The 18,461-nt window shown below is 65.7% G+C and carries 24 protein-coding genes; 16 read left to right on the top strand and 8 right to left on the bottom strand.

Annotated features, from left to right (window positions below):
* Nucleotides 1-2: 2 nt before the first annotated feature.
* The 11 genes from G6R31_RS04880 (at nucleotide 3) to G6R31_RS04830 (ending at nucleotide 7,094) form a co-directional block, all read left to right on the top strand.
* A complete protein-coding gene (locus G6R31_RS04880) occupies nucleotides 3-449 on the top strand; it encodes a hypothetical protein (protein ID WP_017869176.1) in 447 nt (148 codons plus the stop codon).
* Nucleotides 450-451: 2 nt separating this feature from the next.
* On the top strand, nucleotides 452-1,198 hold the full coding sequence (locus G6R31_RS04875; RefSeq protein ID WP_164993963.1) for a hypothetical protein: 747 nt from the start codon (nucleotides 452-454) through the stop codon (nucleotides 1,196-1,198).
* A 74-nt stretch (nucleotides 1,199-1,272) separates the two neighbouring features.
* Nucleotides 1,273-2,211: a hypothetical protein gene (locus tag G6R31_RS04870; protein WP_017869174.1), complete on the top strand. Its 939-nt coding sequence runs from the start codon at nucleotides 1,273-1,275 to the stop codon at nucleotides 2,209-2,211.
* A complete protein-coding gene (locus G6R31_RS04865; RefSeq protein ID WP_017869173.1) occupies nucleotides 2,211-2,804 on the top strand; it encodes a phage head spike fiber domain-containing protein in 594 nt (197 codons plus the stop codon). Before G6R31_RS04870 ends, G6R31_RS04865 begins: the two co-directional genes overlap by 1 nt.
* Before the next feature lie 15 nt (nucleotides 2,805-2,819).
* The gene (locus tag G6R31_RS04860; protein ID WP_017869172.1) at nucleotides 2,820-3,119 is read left to right on the top strand and encodes a hypothetical protein; all 300 of its coding nucleotides are present in this window, start codon (nucleotides 2,820-2,822) and stop codon (nucleotides 3,117-3,119) included.
* Between the two features lie 71 nt (nucleotides 3,120-3,190).
* Nucleotides 3,191-3,523, top strand: coding sequence for a hypothetical protein (locus G6R31_RS04855; protein ID WP_152423428.1), 333 nt, complete (start codon nucleotides 3,191-3,193; stop codon nucleotides 3,521-3,523).
* Nucleotides 3,523-4,008 carry a hypothetical protein gene (locus G6R31_RS04850; protein WP_017869170.1) on the top strand — a complete coding sequence of 162 codons (486 nt, stop codon included), beginning with the start codon at nucleotides 3,523-3,525 and terminating at the stop codon, nucleotides 4,006-4,008. Before G6R31_RS04855 ends, G6R31_RS04850 begins: the two co-directional genes overlap by 1 nt.
* Nucleotides 4,001-4,423, top strand: a complete 423-nt coding sequence (locus G6R31_RS04845) for a hypothetical protein (RefSeq protein WP_017869169.1) — start codon at nucleotides 4,001-4,003, stop codon at nucleotides 4,421-4,423. The genes G6R31_RS04850 and G6R31_RS04845 overlap by 8 nt, the downstream gene beginning before the upstream one ends.
* 32 nt (nucleotides 4,424-4,455) lie before the next feature.
* Nucleotides 4,456-5,223 (top strand): glycoside hydrolase family 108 protein, encoded by a 768-nt coding sequence (locus G6R31_RS04840; RefSeq protein ID WP_017869168.1) that lies wholly within the window; start codon nucleotides 4,456-4,458, stop codon nucleotides 5,221-5,223.
* Nucleotides 5,224-5,316: 93 nt separating this feature from the next.
* A complete protein-coding gene (locus G6R31_RS04835; RefSeq protein ID WP_017869167.1) occupies nucleotides 5,317-5,691 on the top strand; it encodes a hypothetical protein in 375 nt (124 codons plus the stop codon).
* 59 nt (nucleotides 5,692-5,750) lie between these two features.
* Nucleotides 5,751-7,094 carry a lasso peptide biosynthesis B2 protein gene (locus G6R31_RS04830; RefSeq protein ID WP_026138657.1) on the top strand — a complete coding sequence of 448 codons (1,344 nt, stop codon included), beginning with the start codon at nucleotides 5,751-5,753 and terminating at the stop codon, nucleotides 7,092-7,094.
* Here G6R31_RS04830 and G6R31_RS04825 read toward each other — a convergent pair.
* Nucleotides 7,072-7,980 (bottom strand): hypothetical protein, encoded by a 909-nt coding sequence (locus G6R31_RS04825; RefSeq protein ID WP_017869165.1) that lies wholly within the window; start codon nucleotides 7,978-7,980, stop codon nucleotides 7,072-7,074. The two genes, G6R31_RS04830 and G6R31_RS04825, sit on opposite strands and share 23 nt — an antisense overlap.
* Nucleotides 7,977-8,228 carry a PqqD family protein gene (locus G6R31_RS04820; RefSeq protein WP_017869164.1) on the bottom strand — a complete coding sequence of 84 codons (252 nt, stop codon included), beginning with the start codon at nucleotides 8,226-8,228 and terminating at the stop codon, nucleotides 7,977-7,979. The genes G6R31_RS04825 and G6R31_RS04820 overlap by 4 nt, the downstream gene beginning before the upstream one ends.
* Before the next feature lie 158 nt (nucleotides 8,229-8,386).
* On the opposite strand from G6R31_RS04820, the gene G6R31_RS04815 reads away from it, so the two are divergent.
* Complete coding sequence (locus G6R31_RS04815; protein ID WP_152423427.1) at nucleotides 8,387-8,575, top strand: hypothetical protein; 189 nt, start codon at nucleotides 8,387-8,389, stop codon at nucleotides 8,573-8,575.
* Nucleotides 8,576-8,664: 89 nt separating this feature from the next.
* Complete coding sequence (locus G6R31_RS04810) at nucleotides 8,665-11,916, top strand: ExeM/NucH family extracellular endonuclease (RefSeq protein ID WP_017869162.1); 3,252 nt, start codon at nucleotides 8,665-8,667, stop codon at nucleotides 11,914-11,916.
* A 15-nt stretch (nucleotides 11,917-11,931) separates the two neighbouring features.
* Here G6R31_RS04810 and G6R31_RS04805 read toward each other — a convergent pair whose 3' ends face one another.
* The 6 genes from G6R31_RS04805 to G6R31_RS04780 form a co-directional block, all read right to left on the bottom strand.
* Nucleotides 11,932-13,680, bottom strand: a complete 1,749-nt coding sequence (locus tag G6R31_RS04805; protein WP_017869161.1) for an ABC transporter ATP-binding protein — start codon at nucleotides 13,678-13,680, stop codon at nucleotides 11,932-11,934.
* Between the two features lie 208 nt (nucleotides 13,681-13,888).
* The gene (locus G6R31_RS04800; RefSeq protein WP_025566546.1) at nucleotides 13,889-14,764 is read right to left on the bottom strand and encodes a ParB/RepB/Spo0J family partition protein; all 876 of its coding nucleotides are present in this window, start codon (nucleotides 14,762-14,764) and stop codon (nucleotides 13,889-13,891) included.
* On the bottom strand, nucleotides 14,761-15,714 hold the full coding sequence (locus tag G6R31_RS04795; RefSeq protein ID WP_017869159.1) for a ParA family protein: 954 nt from the start codon (nucleotides 15,712-15,714) through the stop codon (nucleotides 14,761-14,763). Before G6R31_RS04795 ends, G6R31_RS04800 begins: the two co-directional genes overlap by 4 nt.
* Nucleotides 15,711-16,070, bottom strand: coding sequence for a hypothetical protein (locus G6R31_RS04790; protein ID WP_152423426.1), 360 nt, complete (start codon nucleotides 16,068-16,070; stop codon nucleotides 15,711-15,713). The genes G6R31_RS04795 and G6R31_RS04790 overlap by 4 nt, the downstream gene beginning before the upstream one ends.
* A gap of 58 nt (nucleotides 16,071-16,128) precedes the next feature.
* Nucleotides 16,129-16,473, bottom strand: coding sequence for a hypothetical protein (locus tag G6R31_RS16760; RefSeq protein WP_017869157.1), 345 nt, complete (start codon nucleotides 16,471-16,473; stop codon nucleotides 16,129-16,131).
* A gap of 115 nt (nucleotides 16,474-16,588) precedes the next feature.
* Complete coding sequence (locus G6R31_RS04780; protein ID WP_017869156.1) at nucleotides 16,589-16,879, bottom strand: hypothetical protein; 291 nt, start codon at nucleotides 16,877-16,879, stop codon at nucleotides 16,589-16,591.
* Between the two features lie 134 nt (nucleotides 16,880-17,013).
* On the opposite strand from G6R31_RS04780, the gene G6R31_RS04775 reads away from it, so the two are divergent.
* The 3 genes from G6R31_RS04775 (at nucleotide 17,014) to G6R31_RS04765 (ending at nucleotide 18,441) form a co-directional block, all read left to right on the top strand.
* Entirely contained in the window at nucleotides 17,014-17,277 is a 264-nt protein-coding gene (locus G6R31_RS04775) for a helix-turn-helix domain-containing protein (RefSeq protein ID WP_017869155.1), read from the top strand.
* Nucleotides 17,274-17,546 (top strand): hypothetical protein, encoded by a 273-nt coding sequence (locus G6R31_RS04770; RefSeq protein ID WP_017869154.1) that lies wholly within the window; start codon nucleotides 17,274-17,276, stop codon nucleotides 17,544-17,546. The genes G6R31_RS04775 and G6R31_RS04770 overlap by 4 nt, the downstream gene beginning before the upstream one ends.
* A gap of 154 nt (nucleotides 17,547-17,700) precedes the next feature.
* Nucleotides 17,701-18,441 carry a hypothetical protein gene (locus G6R31_RS04765; protein WP_152423425.1) on the top strand — a complete coding sequence of 247 codons (741 nt, stop codon included), beginning with the start codon at nucleotides 17,701-17,703 and terminating at the stop codon, nucleotides 18,439-18,441.
* Nucleotides 18,442-18,461: the final 20 nt, after the last annotated feature.

Raw genomic sequence — 18,461 nt, 5'->3', positions numbered from 1 at the left:
CTATGAATCGCATTCTCATCCCCAACCCCATCCTTTTCGGGGCCACGCCGCCGGAGGGCGCGGTCCTGCCAGTCACGGCAGACCTGGGCGGCCTCGATCAATACCTGGCGCTGGGCTTGGTCGGCCCGGCAGCCACCGTAGAAGTCGCCGAGGGCGCTGGCTGGGCGGCGCTGAGCTACCCGCATCTGCTCACGGCCGGGCAGACCTTACGGCTGCGGCGCAGCGACCCGCAGCCCACGCTCACCACACTCCTGATGCTCGCGCCAGTCGCCGATCTGCCGCCCGACGGGACGGGCACGACGCCGGCTTTCGTTGTCTCGACTGATCTCGACGGGTATCAGACCATCGAGGGGGCCGAGATCACGCTCGACGCCGAGGGCTACCAAACCATCACGAACGCAACGGCCACCGCCGACGCAGACGGCTACCAGACCGTCAAGGAGAGCTGAGTATGGTTGCAGGACCGTATCCGACAAAGGCAATGTTCGAGCAGTTGAAAGGGCGCGTAGACGCGCTCGGCAGTGGCGGCGCCAGCGGCGGCGGGGCTGCGGCCAGCGCCGACCCAACACCAACTGTGGTTATTGCCCCGCAGGGCACGCCGACAACAGGCCCGGCCGATTTGCGCGGGGCGCAGATCACGTGGCAACGGCGAACGCTCAACCTCGCGGCGGTCGCCATCGCGGGCGACGTGACACTGACGGGGCTGAGCGTGCTGGGCGCGAGCGGCCAAGAAAGCGTGCTCGCAGAGTACGAAGCCGCCCTGCTCCCGCGCCGCGTAGACGGGCAGGGCACGCCCCAGCTCTCGACCGTCTATGCCCTGCCGGAGCCGATGTTGCTGACGGACGGCGCGGTGGTGCTCACCTTCGCCGATCAAGCGCCGCTCACCTTGTTCAGTGAGGCTTCGGTGGCGCCTACAGGGGTGCGGCTCAACGCCTGGCGCCCGGACGCCTCGGCGGTGCCGTTTCGCCTCGCCGCTGCGCTGTGTGAGCTGCCCTGGGAGGGGCTGCGCGTGGTCCCGGCGCCGACCGACCCGCTGAGCAATTTCACCGAGTTTGACGCGAGTTATACGCCGCCGCGCCGGGTGGAAGTGGTCTGGCCTGCGTCGGGGAGCCCCTACCTGCACGTCCTGGTCTTCAGCACCGCATCCGCAGATGGGCAGTCGTTTTCTGTGCCTCTCTCACCCGGCCTGCCTCAATAACCGCCTTTCCTTCTGCCCCCAGCCGCCTGCGCCCCGGCTGGGGGCTGACCTTTGCCCTGGGCGCGAGGTGAGGCATGAATCTGAAGCGCAGTCTTGAAAATCTGTTCAGGGGGCAGGCGGTGCTGCTCACCACGCGCAGCAAGGACGATCCGCACATGGCCGTGCCAGTCACGTCTGACGACCCGCTGCCCGTTGTGCTGGCAGGCGGGAGTGCGGGCGGCACCGGAAGCGCCGACACCGACTCGGCGCGTGAGGTCACGCTGCAACAGGTGCGCGACGCGGTGCAGGCTCTTGCCCCGCTGCTTGGTAATACGGACACCCTTGAAGCCCTCGCGGCCACCAACCGTGACCTACTCACCAACATCGGCACCTACACCGATGGCCTGGAAGGGTTACTCTCCCTGCTGAGCGCCAACACGGATGACCTCGAAGCACTGCTCAATGCCCTCGGCGTGAACGACCAGAACGTAATCGGCAAGCTGGAAGCCCTGCGCTTCCTGGCCGAAAGCACGAACACGCACATGCTGGCCGCCAACGGGAACACATTCATCCTGGCTTCGCAGGCCCAGGGCGACGGGATCAAGACGCAGCTTCCAGCCGGGGCAGCGACCCAGGCCACGCTCGCGCAGGTGCTCACGGCGCTGCAAGGCACCCTGAACACCTCGGTCACGCCGCCGGTCAGCACCCGTAGCGTCCTGACCATTCCGGCGAACGGCAGTCTGAGCGGCAGCACCAACCTGACGGGCCGCAGCCTGATTCGCCTGACCATCGGCGTGAGCTGGACGGCGGCGGACCTTACCGTGCAGCTCAGCGCGGACGGCGTGACGTGGAGCGACCTCTACGACGAGTACGGCACGCCCTACACCCTCAAGGCGGCGGCGAACCGAGCCGTGTTCATCACGCCGGGGCCGTTACTGGCGGTCAACTGGCTGCGCCTGCGCTCGGGCCTGCCGAGTGCGCCTGTCAACCAGACCAGTGATGCGACGGTGGCCGTGCAATCGGTGGCGCTGTAATGCACGCCGCACTGGTCAAGCGCCGGGTGGCAAATCTTGCTCCTGTGGGCGCACGGGGGTTTCGCTGGTACGCCGAGGCGCTGACAGACTCCCCCCGCGCCAACGCAGGCATCGCCCCGGACGGCACGAACACGGCGGTCAAAATCACCGCGAACACGGACGCTAAAGTGCATCTCATCGCAGCGTTTGCGCCGGGCAACATCCCCACCATCCCGCAGGGCAGCCCGTACACCTTTTCGGTGTTCGTGAAATCCGCAGGCTGGCGCTACGTCCGAATAAGCTTTGAGTGGTACTACGCGGATCACTATCTTGACCTTGACCTCTTGACCGGAACATACACGATGCCGCCTGCGGGTGACTACAGACGCCCCCGCGCCTGCCGTGTCGAGACGCTGCCCGACGGCTGGTATCGCGTCAGCATCACCGAAGTCAATACCGAGACCGCTGGAGGCATGAGCGCCAGGGTGTACTTCGTTGACGCCGCTGGGAGCACGAACACCCCCGGCGACGGCACCAGCGGCATCCTCCTCTGGGGCTATCAGATCAACACTGGCGGCCCCGCCCCCTACAACCCTGCGCCCCCTCTCATCTGAAAGGAGCCTTGAACCATGACCACACTCTCCACCCTTGCCAACCACCTGAACGGCAGCCCGCTCAAGCCCCTCGTTGAAGCGCAGCTTGTCCGCATTGCGGGCGCCGCCGTCCGCAGCCCCGACACCAGCCCGGAGCGCCGCGTCTGGGCCAGCAACGTCCTCTCCGCGCAGGGCGCGGTGGACAGCAACCGCGTGATGGGCGTGATGCTGACCAACCCCACCATCCTGGCGGGCCTCGACGGTGGCGTACCCAGCGACCAGGACATCGAGTACGTCGTCACCGCCGAGGTGCTGCCCGTCATCGCGCCCAGGTAAGCAGGCCTCTTCCGTCCCCCCAGCCCTCCCCGGCGTGCTGGGGGCCTTTCTTTGCCGGAGCGGAGGCCCATGTGCCCAAACGATCCTTCCTCGCCGTGCTGACCCTGGTGGCGTTCCTGGCTGCCCTCGCCGCCCCGGTCACCCTCTCTCCACCCACCGCCCGCTACTGCACGCCCATCGCCTTCCGGGACCGCGTGGTGGGCGTCGGTTATCAGGCGGTCGTCCGCGCCGCGCCAGGCTGTAAAAAGCCCGTGAAGGTCCGCAAGGAAAACACGCGCACTGGCTCGGTGATCGGGGACCCGAACGTCATCCCTGTGGGCGAGGTGCAGCGCGTCTGGCTGTTCACCCATCGCCTGCGTTACACCCTCGATGACCGCACCTACCAGCGGTTGGAGGTCCGCTGATGCCCGAGCGCACCATGTTCTCCCGCTGGGACCCGCTCAACCCGACCAACATCCTGGCGGCGATCCTGCTGTGGTTCGCGTTCGGGGTCTATCACCGTCCGTACCTGCCGCTGCTCTATCCGAGCTATCAGGCGTTCGACGACCTCATGCCCTGGGCGTGGTGGGGGTGGGCCGCGCTGACCATCGCGCTGCTGCTGCTGTTCACGCCGCGTTTCTCCGGCTGGCGGATGCTGGCGCACGCGCTGTGCGGGATGTACCTGCTGGCGGTGGCGGGGGCCTTTGGTGCCGGGGTGGGGGTGGCGAGCGGCGTGACCACCTACACCGTGCTCGCCTGCGTGAGCGGCATCCTGTTCGCCCGCACCGCCGTCTACTGGCAAAGCGAGTGGCGCTGGTGGCGACGCCTCGTCGAGCATCCACCGCGCTGGCTGCGGTGGCTGGCGGGCACGGGGGAATTCAGCCCCCGAGGGGAGAAGGGACGTGGGTGACGTGGACGTATCGCAACTGATCGGCCTCGTCACGAAGGGCGGGCCTGCCGCCATCATCATCGCCGTGTTTTACGGCCTCGCCATGTTGGTACGCGAGGTGCGGGGGGGCAAAGTCGGTCAGCAGCGGGAAACCGACCTCGCCGCGAAGATCGCTCTGCTCGGAACCCAGGTCAAAACCCTGAGCGCGAGCATGGAACAGATGGAAAACGAGCTGGAGCGGGCGCTCGATCTGGTCCACTCAATGCGTTACCAGCGCGATCAGGCCCGCGTCCGGGTGGAGTATCTGGAACTGATCGGCAACGTGGAGCCGCGCACCGTCTGGCCGCCCGAGCCGCAGTCGCCCCCGGCCTTGAGCACCCCTGCGCCCGCTGGCCCGTTCCCACCGCTCCCCGATGAGCCTCTGCCCCCCACCTGACCCGGTGGGGGTTTTTGCTGGAAGGAGTACGGATGTCTGACTTTGAGAAGGCCCACGCTTTCACCGCGCTCTGGGAGGGGGGATATATCCACCACCCCGCCGATCCAGGCGGTGAGACCAACCTCGGCGTGACGAAGGCCAACTGGCTGAAATGGTGCAAGGCGTGCGGTATCCCGCCCAAGCCCATGAAGGCCCTGACGCCTGCCGACGTGAAGCCGCTCTACGAGGCGTGGTACTGGCGTCCGCTCGCCGCCACGCTGCCCTGGCCCCTGAGCGCCGCCATCTACGACATGAGCGTGAATCACGGCGTGGGCGACGGCAAGCCCTTCGACGAGAACGGGAACGAAAACGGCGCGACGTGGATGCTCTGGCGGGCGCACCAGCTCGCACCCGGCGGCACGCCGCTGCAACTGGCCCTGGCCGCCTGCGACGCCCGCGAGCAGTTTTACCGGGGGATTGTCCGGCGCAACCCGTCGCAGCAGGTGTTCATGAAGGGGTGGATGCGCCGGGTGAACGCGCTGCGGCGGTGGCTCAAGGCGCTGCCCGTGCCGCCGCCTGCGGGTGGGGTGCTGCTCGTGCCTGCGGGCGGTGGGGAGCCGGTGCCCTGGAACGGCAAGCCCGCGAAGTACGGCGGGGTGCTGGTCAACGATGAGCTGATCGCCCAGCTCCGGCGGGTTTACGCCTCGCCCGGTGGTCCCTGGACGCACCAGGGCCTGAAGGTCTACCTGCGCCGCAACGGAGACCTGGTGCTGGAGCGTGCGCCCATCGGCCCGGCCATTCCCCCGACGCCGCCCAAGTAAGGCCCGCCGCGTGGCCCCGCGCCGCGCTCCCCAACCCACCCTCTTCCGGCCCCTGCCATCGCGTAGGGGCCGCGCCCTGTTCAGGAGTCCGACATGCAACAGCAACTCCTCACCGCCCTGCTCGCCCTCGGCACCTCGACCCGCACCGACGGCACCGTGACCGCCGCTGACCTCTCGCCCTGGCTCGCCAAGCACGCGCCCGCGCTCAAGGCCAAAGCTCAGCAACTCCGCGACGGCGCGACGTGGGGCGAGGTCACCAGCCTGATTGACACCACCGTGAAAGCCGCGCAGGAACTCAAGCCCCTACTGACCGGTAAACCCCGTGCCCGCATCGTCCTGACCATCGTGCAGACGCTGGTGCGCGAGTATGCGCCGCCCTCTGCCGCGTGGCTGACCATGCTGCTGGACTCGGCGTTCGCTGAGCAGCTCGTGGAGATGGGGTTCCGGCGCCTGTTTCCGGCTGGCTGACCATTTCGGCGACAACGCCGAATGAAAGCCTGACAACGAAACGCCATGATGGCGGGAAAGTGAGCCCTAACTTTCCTGATCCTGCTGTGCTGGCACAAGTCCTCACTTCTCCGGCACAACTTAACGCTGCTGGTGTTCCGCACATTCTGTCGGCGAGCCTGGGCGGGGCGGTGCGTGCCCGATTGCCTGAGTCCCATCCTCTGCGTAGCCCTTTGCGAAAGCAGGCCGTGGACTTGGCGCTGCGTCACGCCCACATCCGTGCCGAGTTGCGTCCCCTGCTGGCAGCCTGGGCACGCGAGGGGATTCCGGCGCTCTTGTTTAAGGGGTTCGCTCTGGCTGAATTCGAGTACGCCACGCCGGGTGAGCGCTTCTACGGCGACGTGGACCTCCTTCTTCCGGAGGCACCTGAAATGGTGGCCCGGGCCGCCCATATCGCCCTGGCTTACGGCTGGCGTATCGATGGCCTTTACGCCCACCCGGAACGCTGGACACATGAGAGCATGCACCTGTTCAGTCCGGGGGGGCACGTGCGAATTGACGTCCACCGCTGGGTCGTTGCGCAGAGTGTTGGAGTCACGCCCACAAAAGCACGGAAGCTGACCTCGGACATCTGGCAGCGTGCTTCCCAGGTCGACTGGGAGGGCATCAGTGTCTACCGTCCCGCGCCCCTGGATGCGGCCGTGGTCAACATTGCCCTGGGCCGGTGCTGGGGCGGAGACAGCGGAGGACTCAAGCCAGCGGATTACCTCGACCTGCAGGTGCTCTGCCAGAATCACCGGCTCAGCTCGGAAACGCTGCGGCGACACGCCTCAGAGGTCGGTGGAAGCGCGACCTGGGCTGCCTTCCAGCGCTGCTGCTCTCCAGAAGAGGGTCATCTTCAACTCGACGTCAGGCAGACCGCCCCTGTCATCGCGCAGGGGTTATCCGGGGACGGCCTGAAAGTAGAGCGTGGCCTCTGGACGGCGCGTTGGCGGCTTCTGCGTTGGCTCTGGCCCCAACTTCTGCCTGCCCTCTTCGACGTCATGGCGGCGTGGTGGGCCGTGCGGCAGGGGGGTGATCCCCGCACCCATCTGGCGCGGTGGACCCCGTCGGCAGCTTCGGTCCGACGCCGACTCGGGTACAGCGCGCTGAGTGCCCGGCTCACGGCGGTGAGCTGGTGGACCCGTCTCCTGTACCCGAGACAACGCAAACGGGGTGTCTGTGTTCCACGCGCCTACGCCACCTACCGGAATCTGTACCGAGCAGGCCACCCGGCGGTGTTCGTCAGTGGCGCCGGACGGCACGGAGCCGAATTCGTGGCACACGCTTGGATAGAAGACGACCGGGGAACTCTAGAACTCTACGGTGAGCCTCAGAATCGTCAGAACTTCAAAGTCGTATTCAGTTACCCAGGAGAGCCTTGACCCGTTCGATTGCCGTTTCCCTGGTGATGGGTTCCGGCGCGAGAAGAGGAAGAAGACGGCCGATGCCCCGCTGCACTTCTTCTCTTGCCAGTGCGGTCAGAGGAAAGCCTGTCATTTCCCAGACGGCCCGGACACGCTCGGCGGCGCTCAGGGCTAAAGGTGCGGAGCCGGGCGGGGCGAAACAGAGCAGAGCCGCCAGCTGAGAGGGACCGGTCAGCGCTGATAGAGGCAGCATGTATTTTCCTTTGGCGTCGCGCGGCGTCCGCTCGGCCAGTGCCTGGAGATGCGGTGCAAAGCGCTCGACACTCTCAGGAAACAGCCGCAGGCAGTGGTCAAGTCCGGCCACCCGCCCGCTGCTGGCCTGCCAGAAGGCCCGGTCCTCGGCCAGCACTGCGTAGTCGGCGCTCAGGCGGAGCGTGGCGGTACTTTTGCCCGCTCCGCTGACCCCGCTGACAGCCACCGCCCGGCCCTGATGACTGACGACCGCCGCGTGCAGGGGCACCCACCCCCCGGCCCGGTGGGCCTCCGTGAAAAACAGGGTCCAGGCTTCCAGCAGGGCAGGCGGCCACTCCTGCTGAATTGACGCCTCAGGTGCAAGCGTAAAAAGGGCTCCTCCAGGCTGAACCTTCAGGTGCAGGAGCTGCGGCACCCACAATTCGTTGCCGGCTCGCCACAGCGAAACGGTCTGTTCCATGAGGGGCAGCGTTTCGGCCTGGGCGTCAGCCGGGACTGGCAGGAGTGCTCCTACCCTCAGCGTCAAAGTGCGCCCGTCGTCCGGAAGGGCGCAGGTGTCCTCCCAGAAATTCTTCAGAACCGCTACCAGTTCGGGTGAGAGATCTTCCACCACGACCCGCGCCCCCAGGGAAAACCAGTCCGAGGCGCTCAAGCCAGCTTCACCAGGCGGCGAGCGGCGAGGTCGTCCAGCACGGCCTGACTGTCAGCTCTCGCCTGGGCCGCATCGAGGCCGTAAGTCGCCTGGAGGCGCTGCGCGAGAGCGTCGGCAGAGGCAGGGAGGCTTTGCCACAGAAGGCGCCCAGCCGCATTGAGACTGAACATGACGCTCCCCTGCGGGTCCATAAGTACGAGTTCATCACCGAGGTCGGTCACGAGGATGTCGGGGTTGGCCGTCCACATGTTCTGCAGCGTACTGGATGACCGCCGTTCTCACTGTCAATGACTCCCCGTTGACAAATGAGGACTACGTTGCCCAGGCCAACGATAGGCTCATGCTCTTTCCAGGTCTTCAGGCGACTACGCCCTCACTCCATCTTTTCTTCTCTCGGAGGTTCTCTATGCACCTGCCTACCACCCCTGCCGCCCAGCAACTCACGCCCGCCGCTCGCCCTGACGTTGACAAGCAGCCCTATGAGGCGCCCCGCGTTCAAGACTTGGGCGCTTGGCAGGCCGTCACCCTCATTGCCTCGGTGGGCTTCAACCAGTACGGGTTGGGCCAGTCCGGCGGCCCGTCCAGCCAGTACTGAACCGGGGGGGGCGGGCGAACGCCCCCACTCCCTTTCCTGACTGCTCTGCACCCTGTTCAGCTGCTTGCCCTCACCTGCCCGGAGAAAGAATGAAGATGAAACACAAAAGTACAGCCCTGCTGGTCCTCGGCGTGCTGGCGCTCAGCGCCTGCGGACAGCAGCCACAGCCCCAAGCTCCTGCGACCCCGCCCGCTCAGGGCACACAGAAGTTGGAAAAGGTCAGGGCACTCGGGCTGTATGAGCTGCAAATCAACGGCCTGGGGACCCAGCAGGCGCAGGCCAGCGTTCGGCAGGCCGGGAGCCTGAGCGCGCAGGCCAGCGAAGTTCAGGGACTGACATACACCTTCCAGAGCATGTCCAACGTGGGTGACGCCGCCAAGCAGGTCATGCACATGACCGCGACCTTCAAGGTTACCAACACCTCGGCGACGCCCATTCAGGTGCCGGTGTTCATTCCTGTCGATACGGATGGAAGCCACGCCACCGATGGCGAAACCCCCTTCCGGAACGTCACGACCAGCACGGGCATCGCGGTCAGTCCGGCAGGGATGGAAGTGGAGCAGTCCCACCGCACCAGCGGCGGCCTCATTGAAATCGACCCCAGCGCTACGCCGCTGGTCGAGAACCTGGACACGGGCGCCCTGGAAGTCGCTCTGCCGGGCGGCACCACGCTTCCGGGCATCAGTCACCGGGGCTGGCGTGGGGAGGCCCTGGCCCCTGGCGCGTCCATCACCGTCAACTTCGCGGCCCGGGTTCCCATGAAGAAAAGCGAACTCACCCCCGAAGACCCCTTCCGCTTCAACCTGGTCTTCGCTGTGGCCGACAACCCCGGCACCGTCGCCCTCACCAACATCGCCAGCGTGCAGGGCAGCACCCCGGCAGGCAACGCGGCCAGCCCCCTGAACAGCCAAAGTGCCACGGTCGAGGGTGTGGTGACCAGCGTCCTGCCCGGGCTGAGCGGTTTTTTCGTGCAGGAAGAGGGGATCGACGCCGATAAGGACGCCAACACCTCCAACGGCGTCTTCGTGTACTGCGGCGCTTCCTGCCCGACCATCGCCGCGAACAGCCGCGTTCGCGTCACGGGAACCGTGAGCGAGTACAACGGCGCGACCCAGCTAACCAACCCTGCCGTGACGGTGCTGTCGGCAGGTGTGCCCTCTCCCGCCGCCGTGAGCCTGACTCTGCCGCTGGACAAGACCCAGCAGGAAAAGTACGAGGGCATGCGTGTCACCTTCCCTGAAATGCTGACGGTGACCAACAACTACACCTACGGGCGCTACGGTCAGCTCGACCTCTCCAATGGTGGCCGGGTCTTTAACCCCACCAACGGCAATGCCAAGACCGGACAGAGCACCATCACGCTCGACGACGGCATTCTTGCTCAGAACCCGGGCACGCTGAACTTCCTGAGCAGCGAGAACACCCGCCGCACCGGGGACACCGTGACTGGCCTGAGCGGGGTCTGGCACACCATCGCCAACACGCCGATGCTGGAGCCGGAAGGCCCCGTGAATTTTGTTTCCGCCAACAGCCGCGCGGCGAATGCTCTGCCGAAAGACGTCGGCGGCAGCCTGAAAGTCGGCGGTGCCAACGTCCTGAACTACTTCACCACCTACGGCAGCACCACGGACCGCGGGGCGAACAATGCCGGGGAACTGGCCCGGCAGCGCGCGAAGATGGTGACGAACCTCGTGACGCTGAACGCCGACGTTCTGACCCTCATGGAAATTCAGAACAACGGTGACACCGCTGTGGACGACTTGGTGGCGGCGCTGAACGAGAAAGCGGGCGCCGGCACCTACGCCGCCGTCAAGACGGGCAAGGTCGGCACGGACGCCATCAAGGTCGCCATCATCTACCAGCCGGCGAAAGTCACCCCCATCGGCGCGCCGATGATCGACAACAACAGCGTCTTCTCGCGCCCGCCTGTGGCCCAGACGTTCCGCGACAAGGCCACGAACGGCGTGTTCAGCGTGGTCGCCAACCACTTCAAGAGCAAGGGCAGCTGCCCCACCAGTGGTGACACCGACCAGGGCCAGGGCTGCTGGAACCTCAAGCGCGTCGATCAGGCCAACGCCCTGCTGAACTTCGTCAGCACCATCAAGCAAAAGAGCGGCGACCAGGACGTCCTGATTACCGGCGACCTCAACGCCTACGGCGCAGAAGACCCCATCAAGGCACTGCAAAATGGCGGCTTCGAGAGCCTCAACCTGCGCATCCCCGCCGAGGACCGCTACAGCTACCAGTTCAACGGCCAGTTCGGCTACCTCGACCACGCGCTCGCCAGCCAGAACCTGAGCGGTCAGGTCACCGGCATCACCGAGTGGCACGTCAACAGCGACGAGCCGGTCATTGCCGACTACAACGTCGAATTCAAGAATGCCCCCGGCTGCACCAGCACCAGCTGCACCGGCATCGACCTGTTCGACGCCTCGCACCCCTTCCGCGCTTCTGACCACGACCCTGTGCTGGTCGGCCTGAACCTCACCGCCGATGCTGGGACCACGCCGGTCAACCCGGTGACCACGCTCACGGCCAGCCCCGCGGCCCTCACGGTCACGGCGGGCGGCGCGGCGGTCAGCAGCACCCTGACGACCAGCACGCAGAACTACAGCGGCGCTGACCTGACGGTGACCATCACCACCCCTGCTGGGGTAACCGTAACCCCTTCGGCCACCACCGTCAGCCCCAACGGCACCTTCACGGTCAGCGTGACCGCGCCCGAAGGCACGCCAGCCGGCACCTACCCCGTGACGGTCACCACCACCGGCGACAACGGCCTGAAGGCCAGCACCGACCTCACCGTGACGTTGGGGACGGGCGGTGGCACCACGCCTCCTACCCCCACGGGGAGCGACCTGATCTTCAGCGAGTACGTTGAAGGGAGCAGCAACAACAAGGCGCTGGAGTTGTACAACCCCACGAGCGACACCATCGATCTCTCGGCTTACAGCGTCGAGCTGTACGCCAACGGTGCCACCACGCCGAACAACACGCAGAAGCTGAGTGGCACGCTGGCGGCGGGCGGCACACTTGTGCTGGTTAACGGTCAGGCAGGCGCGACACTTAAGGCTCTGGGAACGGTCAGCAGCGTCACCAACTTCAACGGCGACGATGCGCTGGTGCTCAAGAAGGGCACGACGATCATCGACTCCTTCGGGCAGGTTGGTTTAGATCCTGGCAATGCCTGGACGGCAAACGGCGTGACCACGATTGACAAGACCCTGCGCCGCAAGGCGGGCGTCACTGCAGGGGACGCCAACGCCACGGACGCTTTCGATCCCAGCGCGCAGTGGGAGCAGTTCAACATCGACACCTTCGACGGTCTCGGCAGCCGCTGACCGCTCCAGTTTCTTTCAAGCCCCGGCTTCGGCTGGGGCTTTTTGCGTTTCCTCCTGCGCCCGGAACTGTAGGTCGTACAGCTCGCGGTAAAGGCCAGGCATCGCGTACAGCGCTGCGTGGGTGCCGTCTTGCACGACCTGCCCCCGGTCGAGCACCAGGATGCGGTCGGCATTCCGTACCGTGCTGAGTCGGTGGGCGATGACGAACGTCGTGCGCCCCACCATCAGCCGTTCCAGGGCCACCTGCACCAGGGCCTCGGACTCGTTGTCGAGCGCACTGGTCGCCTCGTCCAGAATCAGGATGCGGGGGTTTTTCAGAATGGCGCGGGCAATGGCGACGCGCTGCCGCTGCCCACCCGAAAGCTTGACCCCGCGTTCGCCGACCACCGTGTCATAGCCCTCCGCAAATTCCTGGATGAAGGTGTGGGCATTGGCAGCGCGGGCGGCGGCCTCGACTTCCTGCAGTGAGGCGTCGGGCCGACCGTACAGGATGTTCTCGGCCACCGTTCCCGAAAACAACAGCGTCTCCTGGGGCACGAGGCCCACCTGCCGTCTCAGATCACTCAGGGCGTAGTCGCGCACGTCCACACCGTCCAGCATGACCTGACCCGCCGACACGTCCCAGAAGCGCGGAATGAGGTTGACCAGGCTGGTTTTGCCCGCCCCACTCGGTCCCACCAGGGCGACGACCTGACCGCCTGGAACATCAAAGTCGATGTCTTTCAGAACTTGCGCCGAACCGTACTGGAACGACACGTTCCGGAAAGTGACTGCCCCCGTTCTCCCGGACGGCTGGCGCGAGCTGAGGGGAGCAGGCAGGTCGGGCCGCTCGTCGAGCAGCTCGAAAATGCGGCTGGACGCCCCCAGGGCTTCTTGCACCTGATTGAAGACGCCCGTCAGACCAGCCACCGTGCCCCCGACCTGCACGGCATAAAAAAGGAAGGTGACCAGTTGTCCAGGGGTCAGCGCGCCGCTCATGACCTGCCTGCCACCGAACCACAGGACCAGCGAGAGGGCTGCGAAGGTCAGAAAACTCATGCTGCCTGCCATCAGCGCTTGCAGCTTGGCCCGGCTGAGCGCCGCACCGAAAGCCAAGTTGACCCCACGCTCGTAGCGGCGGGCTTCCAGACCTTCGGCGGTAAAGCTCTGCACCACCCGGATGCCACTAATGGCTTCCTCGGCGTCGGCATTCGCCGCAGCGACAGCGTCCTGAACGCTGCGGCTCACCTTGCGGATGCGGCCCCCGATGGTGAACGCGGTGCCGATGACGAAGGGGATGATGACCAGCGTGAGCAGGCTCAGGCGGGGACTCGTCATGACCAGCAGGACGACCGAGCCGATGAGCGTGAAGGACTGCGAAACAAGTTGGGCCAGCGCCGTACTCGTGACGGTCTGGACCGTGGACACGTCCGAGGTCAGGCGACTGGTGAGGTCCCCGGTCTTATGGTCGCCGAAGAAGCGGGGGGAGAGGGTCAGAAGGTGGGCGAACAGCGCGCGGCGCAGATCGGCCACGACACTGGCCCCCACGCGCGAAAGCAGATAGGACTGCGCGGCAGAAAACAGCGCCGAAAGCGCGAAGATGCCCAGCAAGGACAGGACGGTGCGGTCGAGTGGTCCCGTGTCGGTGCTGCCGACCTTCAGGAAAGAAGCGTCGATGAGGGTGCCGAACAGCTTCGGAAACACCAGGCCCAGGCCACTGGAGAGCAGGGTGGCACCGACCCCCAGCAGGAAAAGCCAGCGGTAAGGATGGGCGTAGGTCAGCAAACGACGGAGCTGGCCTGGATCTCGTTTCGGTGCTGGTGAACTGGGGGGAACGGTGGCCACATCCTTTTTATAGACCCTGCTTGATGAACAGTCCGGGCATGACCTGACCGAGCCGATGGCGGATGGTGTCAGGAAGATGGTGAACCCAATAAGGAGGCCTGCCCTGTCGGTTACACAGGGCAGGCCTCCTTATTGCCTCTACGGAGACTCACGGCTCTGCAGAGGCCACAAACCTGGGCGCACTCGCCAGCCACGTCGCCAGCGCTTCGGCCTCGTCGGGCTTCAATTTGTCCACCCGGGTAGACAGGAGCAACTTGCCGATCTGCTGGGCCTGTGAGGGCTGCGCGTGAGACTGAGCCGCCCTGATGACCTCGGTCAGTTCAGCGCGACTGGCCCCACCTATCGCCATGTCCAGCAGGCGTGGGCGCACGTCCTCTGGCGCGTTCTTGATCAGCCGAGCCTTGGTCTTTTCTAGGCCGCCGCGCATGGCCTCTTGCAACTCTGTCGGGTAGCTCAGCAGCGGCAGGCTGGTTTTCACAAACGACTTCAGGTTCTCGCCATCCAGCGTGGCGAACACGGCGTCCACCTGTTCACGGCGGGCAGGGTCGGCAGTCGGGCGAGAAAGACGGCCCAGTTCGAGCTTCACAGCGTCGAGGTCGTCCACGCCCAGGGCGAGGGCAGCGAGGCTCAATTTCGCGGTGGCGTGCTCGATGGGCGTCAACCCCTCGCGGTTGAGCGCGGTGCTCAGCGCCGCCAGCCGCGCCTGCTCCAGCGTGAGGGTACGGACCAGAGCAGGCGCCTCGGTCAGACCCGCCCGCTGCGCCGCCCGCCAGCGACGTTCGCCGTCCACCAGTTCGTAGCCCGCTCCGGCTGGGCGCACCAGCAGCGGTTGCAGGATGCCGTGTTGCCGGATGTCTGCGGCCAGTCGCTCCAGGGCCGCTTCATCAAAGTAGGTTCGGGGCTGGGCTTCGCCGGGCCTGATGCTCGAAAGTGGAAGGGGCCGGGGGGCCAAGATGCCCGCGTTCCCTGTCGCCATTGCCAGGGCGCTCGCCATGCTGCGCTGCAACCGGTCCGGGCGAGTCATGCCGTGCCCTCGTCATCCCAGCCGATGGCCCGCAGCAGCTCACGGGCCAGCCGCTCGGCCTGCTGCGCCTCGGTGGACTTCGGGGCAAACGCCGTGACGGGTTGCCCGGCCCGCGCCGCGTCCACCCACTTCTGACCTCGCAGGATAGGGGTCGCCAACAGCTCGGCAGGAATCCCCGCCACCATGTCGGCGTAAGCCTCCCGCTCGGCCTTCGTGTTCTTGCGGTGCAGCGTCGGTACGAAGAGGCAGGTGCGAATGTCGGGGTTGCCGAGTTGACGCAGCTCCTCGACGAAGCCTGCGGCGCCCTGAAAGCCGTCAATGCCCTTGACCGACGTGCTGCTCGGCGTCATGACGAAATCGGCAGTGAGGCCACCCGCCGTCGCCAGGGCGTCCAGGCTGGGACCGCAGTCCATCAGGATGAGGTCGTAACGTTCGCGCAACGCGGGCATGTGGGTCAGCAGAGCGCTGTGCCGGTCGCCCTTCACGATGTCCCGGGCCGTCTGGCGGAGCACGGGGCTGGCAGGCAGCAGGTCATACCCATGCACACGAATGAAATCCGGCAGTACGGCGTCAGGCGTCAGGAGGGCGTGAAAGGTTTCGGCGGCTTCAATGGGACGGAGAATCCCACTGAACGTCGTCGCGTTCGCCTGCGGGTCGAGATCAAGCAGGGCCACACGTAGGCCCCACGAGGCGAACAGGTGTGCCAGGGCGACGGCCAGCGAAGTCTTGGCGACGCCGCCCGCGTTGTTGGCGATCAGGATGGCGAGGGGCTGCCGTACCGGTACGGCAAGGTTGGGAAGAGGGGCCGGAACGCTCAGTGGCGTCAGCTCGGCCTCCATGACGGTCAGCAGCTCGCCGTCCTTCTCGATCTGGACCCCTTCCGGGGTGTAGCAGGACACGGTGACAGCCTTGTCGCGGTACAGCGCGGTGGCGTTGGGGGGGAAGGTCATGGCGTGGCCTCCTGAGTGGGAATGGGATGCCAGAGTGAGTCAAAAGCTTCCTCATCGCTCTGCAATACGGAGCCACATTCTCCATTCGCTTCCCAGACTCGCCACAGCACGATGCGTTGCCCAGGTACGCCCTCGCCGCGATAAAGCACCTCGCCGCGCTTGCCGAAATTGCTGACCCTGTATTCCGGCGCCTCCCGCTCGACCAGCGCCTCGACTTGAGCGCGGATGAGGTTGGCGGCGGCATCTGCAATCTCAATCGGCACGCTGTAGTGCGTCGCCATGTCGTGTGCATCATCAAGCGGGTTCAGATTGGCTTCAAGCTGCTCCAAGACCTGCGCGGGCGTGGGTTCGGTCATCTCGGTCATCTCCTAAAAAGTCCGGCCCCCACCCAGCGGCAGGGGCCAGTCCAGCGGCTCAGGCGTGGGCGACGACGGGCACGGGCGACACGGTGCCGGTGGGGTTCCTGCCCTTTTCCCAGGTGGTGCCGATGGCCGCCACAGCCGCCATGAACATCACCAGCGCGACGGCCAAGATGTCCGCGCTGCCGGGGCGCCGCTGCTCCGGTTGCAGGTCACGCGGGTCTACACGCATCCGCACGGTGGGCGCCGACTGGGACAGGGCCGCGCTGCGGCTGCCGCTGGACCGTCCGGCGAGCTTGGCTTCCAGGTCAGCGATGGTGTCACGCTGGGTAAAAGCAATGCCGCGCTGACGGCAGCGTTCCTGAAGCTGCTGTTTCTTCGTGGGCTTCTTCTGGCTCATCAGCGTTCACCCTTCCCTTTGGGCTGCTCAGCCTTCTGTTTGCAGTGAGGGCAATCTTTCTTCGGCTTGCCGTCACCGCCTTTGCGGTAGCGGCAGATGCGGATGGGGCGGGGCATCAGTGCACCACCAGACGTTCGGGCGTGTTGACGGGGCGGGCGTCCAGCAGCCTTTGCCACTGCTGCCCGGCAGCGGTGCGCAGGTCAGGCCGGGCGCACCCTTCCAGGCCCGGCACCAGCGGCGAAGGCGACCAGCCGACCGGGTAGGCGCCGTCGTCCCAGCACCCGCCGACGACTCGACTGTTCAAGGTGCCGGTCTGGTAAACGGGCGTGCCGTTCATCTGCCGGATGGTGTCGGCAGGGTCCAGCTGCACGACCAGAGCGGGGGGTGGGGGCGGTAGATTGTCCATTGCGTTCCTCCGTGAGCGCAGGCGCGGCTTCGCTTTCTCAGGGCAAGGGCCGCGCTTTCTGCTTGGGTTGATATTACATTCTAGATATTACACAATTCAAGATGTAATATCAAAGGAGGGAGGAATAAGCGAATATGGGCCAAGTGATACGTAGCCACCTGGGAGCCGTACTGGAGCAACACGGCATTACCGCCTACAAGCTCAGCAAAGCGATTGCCGAGGCATATGGCGACCAGGCCATCAAGCAGCAGACCGTTTACGCAGTCGTAAAAGGGAATGGTGTTCCTGACGCACGCACTTTGAATCAAATCATCACGGCACTGCGCGGCCTAACTGGGCGGGAATTGCAAGTCGGTGACCTGTTGGATTGGGTCCCTGACAGTGAGGTAGCGTCGTGAAAATTCAGATGACCCTCGAAACGGCCTATACAGAAACGAAAATGCCCACTGCAGGCCGACTGGTGGGGTACGAGAGCGACGGCTGGCGCATCAGCAGCGCAGTGGCAGGTTGGGAGTGGGCCGCCGTGGATGTCCTCGTCACCCGGCGGGACTGGACGCCTGATAAAGCAGTCATGTTCGTCACGCTGGAACTTGAGGCGGCTCTCTGCCCTGATGGTCTGGAATGCACCCGGGCCGATGTGGACGGTAAACCTCTGGAACTTTCCTGACCTCCAAACTCAGGTGTTCAGTCAGACCGAACCAGAGCGTCTGGGACGGTCTTTTTGCTTCTTTTTAGACTTTACATCTGATAACTGTCCTGTCAGAGTAAAGACATCCGAGGAGGGCAAAAGCCCCTCCCAGACGGAAAAAGGAGCTATGACCATGACCAAGGCAACCCCCAAAACTGCTGCTGACCGTGACGCCCTGATCGCCGCTGCCCTGAATGCCGGGCTGGACGCCACCCGCACCGCCAAAGACTTCTTCGTGGCCGGTGAGCGCGTCACCCCCGCCCAGCTGATCGCCCTGACCGACGACGCCCGCCGCGAAGCCGAGGCCCGCGCTGAAGCCTTCGAAGCGGCTGAAGCCATCCGTGCCGAGGTCGAGATGGGCGAAGGCGACCTGGAAGACCAGTTGGACGACCTGCTGGACTTTGAAGACCCTGGCGCCGTCGCGGAAGTCGTCGTCGAGAGCGGCAAACCTGTCGAGGTCGCTGCGCCTGCTGACGACGTTCAGCCCGCTCCCAGCAAGCCTGCTCGCGGCGTCATCAAGTACGGCCCCCCCTGCGGCGGCGACATCGCCCACCTGCCCATCGCCACCAGCCCGGAAGCCGGGAACCCGCTGGTCCACCTGCGCGTCGAGGCCCAGACGACCTACAAGACCAAGGCTGAAGCAGCCGCAGCGGGCAAGGCCAGCGGCAAGGCGTTCCTGGCCTTCCTGGCAGTGGACACGAATCTGGAAACCGCCTGGGTCGTCGCCACCGTAGGCGATGAGGGACAGTTGGAGATCGATGGTCAGACGGTGGCCGCCGAGCTGCTGACGGGGACTGAGGCGGATGCGGCCCGCGCCAAACTGGACGGGAAGCGCCTGAAGGAAAAGAGCCAGTGGCGGGTGCAGGCCGCCTGAACGAAGAGGGGCTGCGGCCC

The sequence above is a fragment of the Deinococcus wulumuqiensis R12 genome (assembly GCF_011067105.1).
Classification (GTDB): Bacteria; Deinococcota; Deinococci; order Deinococcales; family Deinococcaceae; genus Deinococcus; species Deinococcus wulumuqiensis.
The sequence above is the reverse complement of the archived record's forward strand: the minus strand, read 5'-3'. Positions and strand labels throughout refer to the sequence as shown.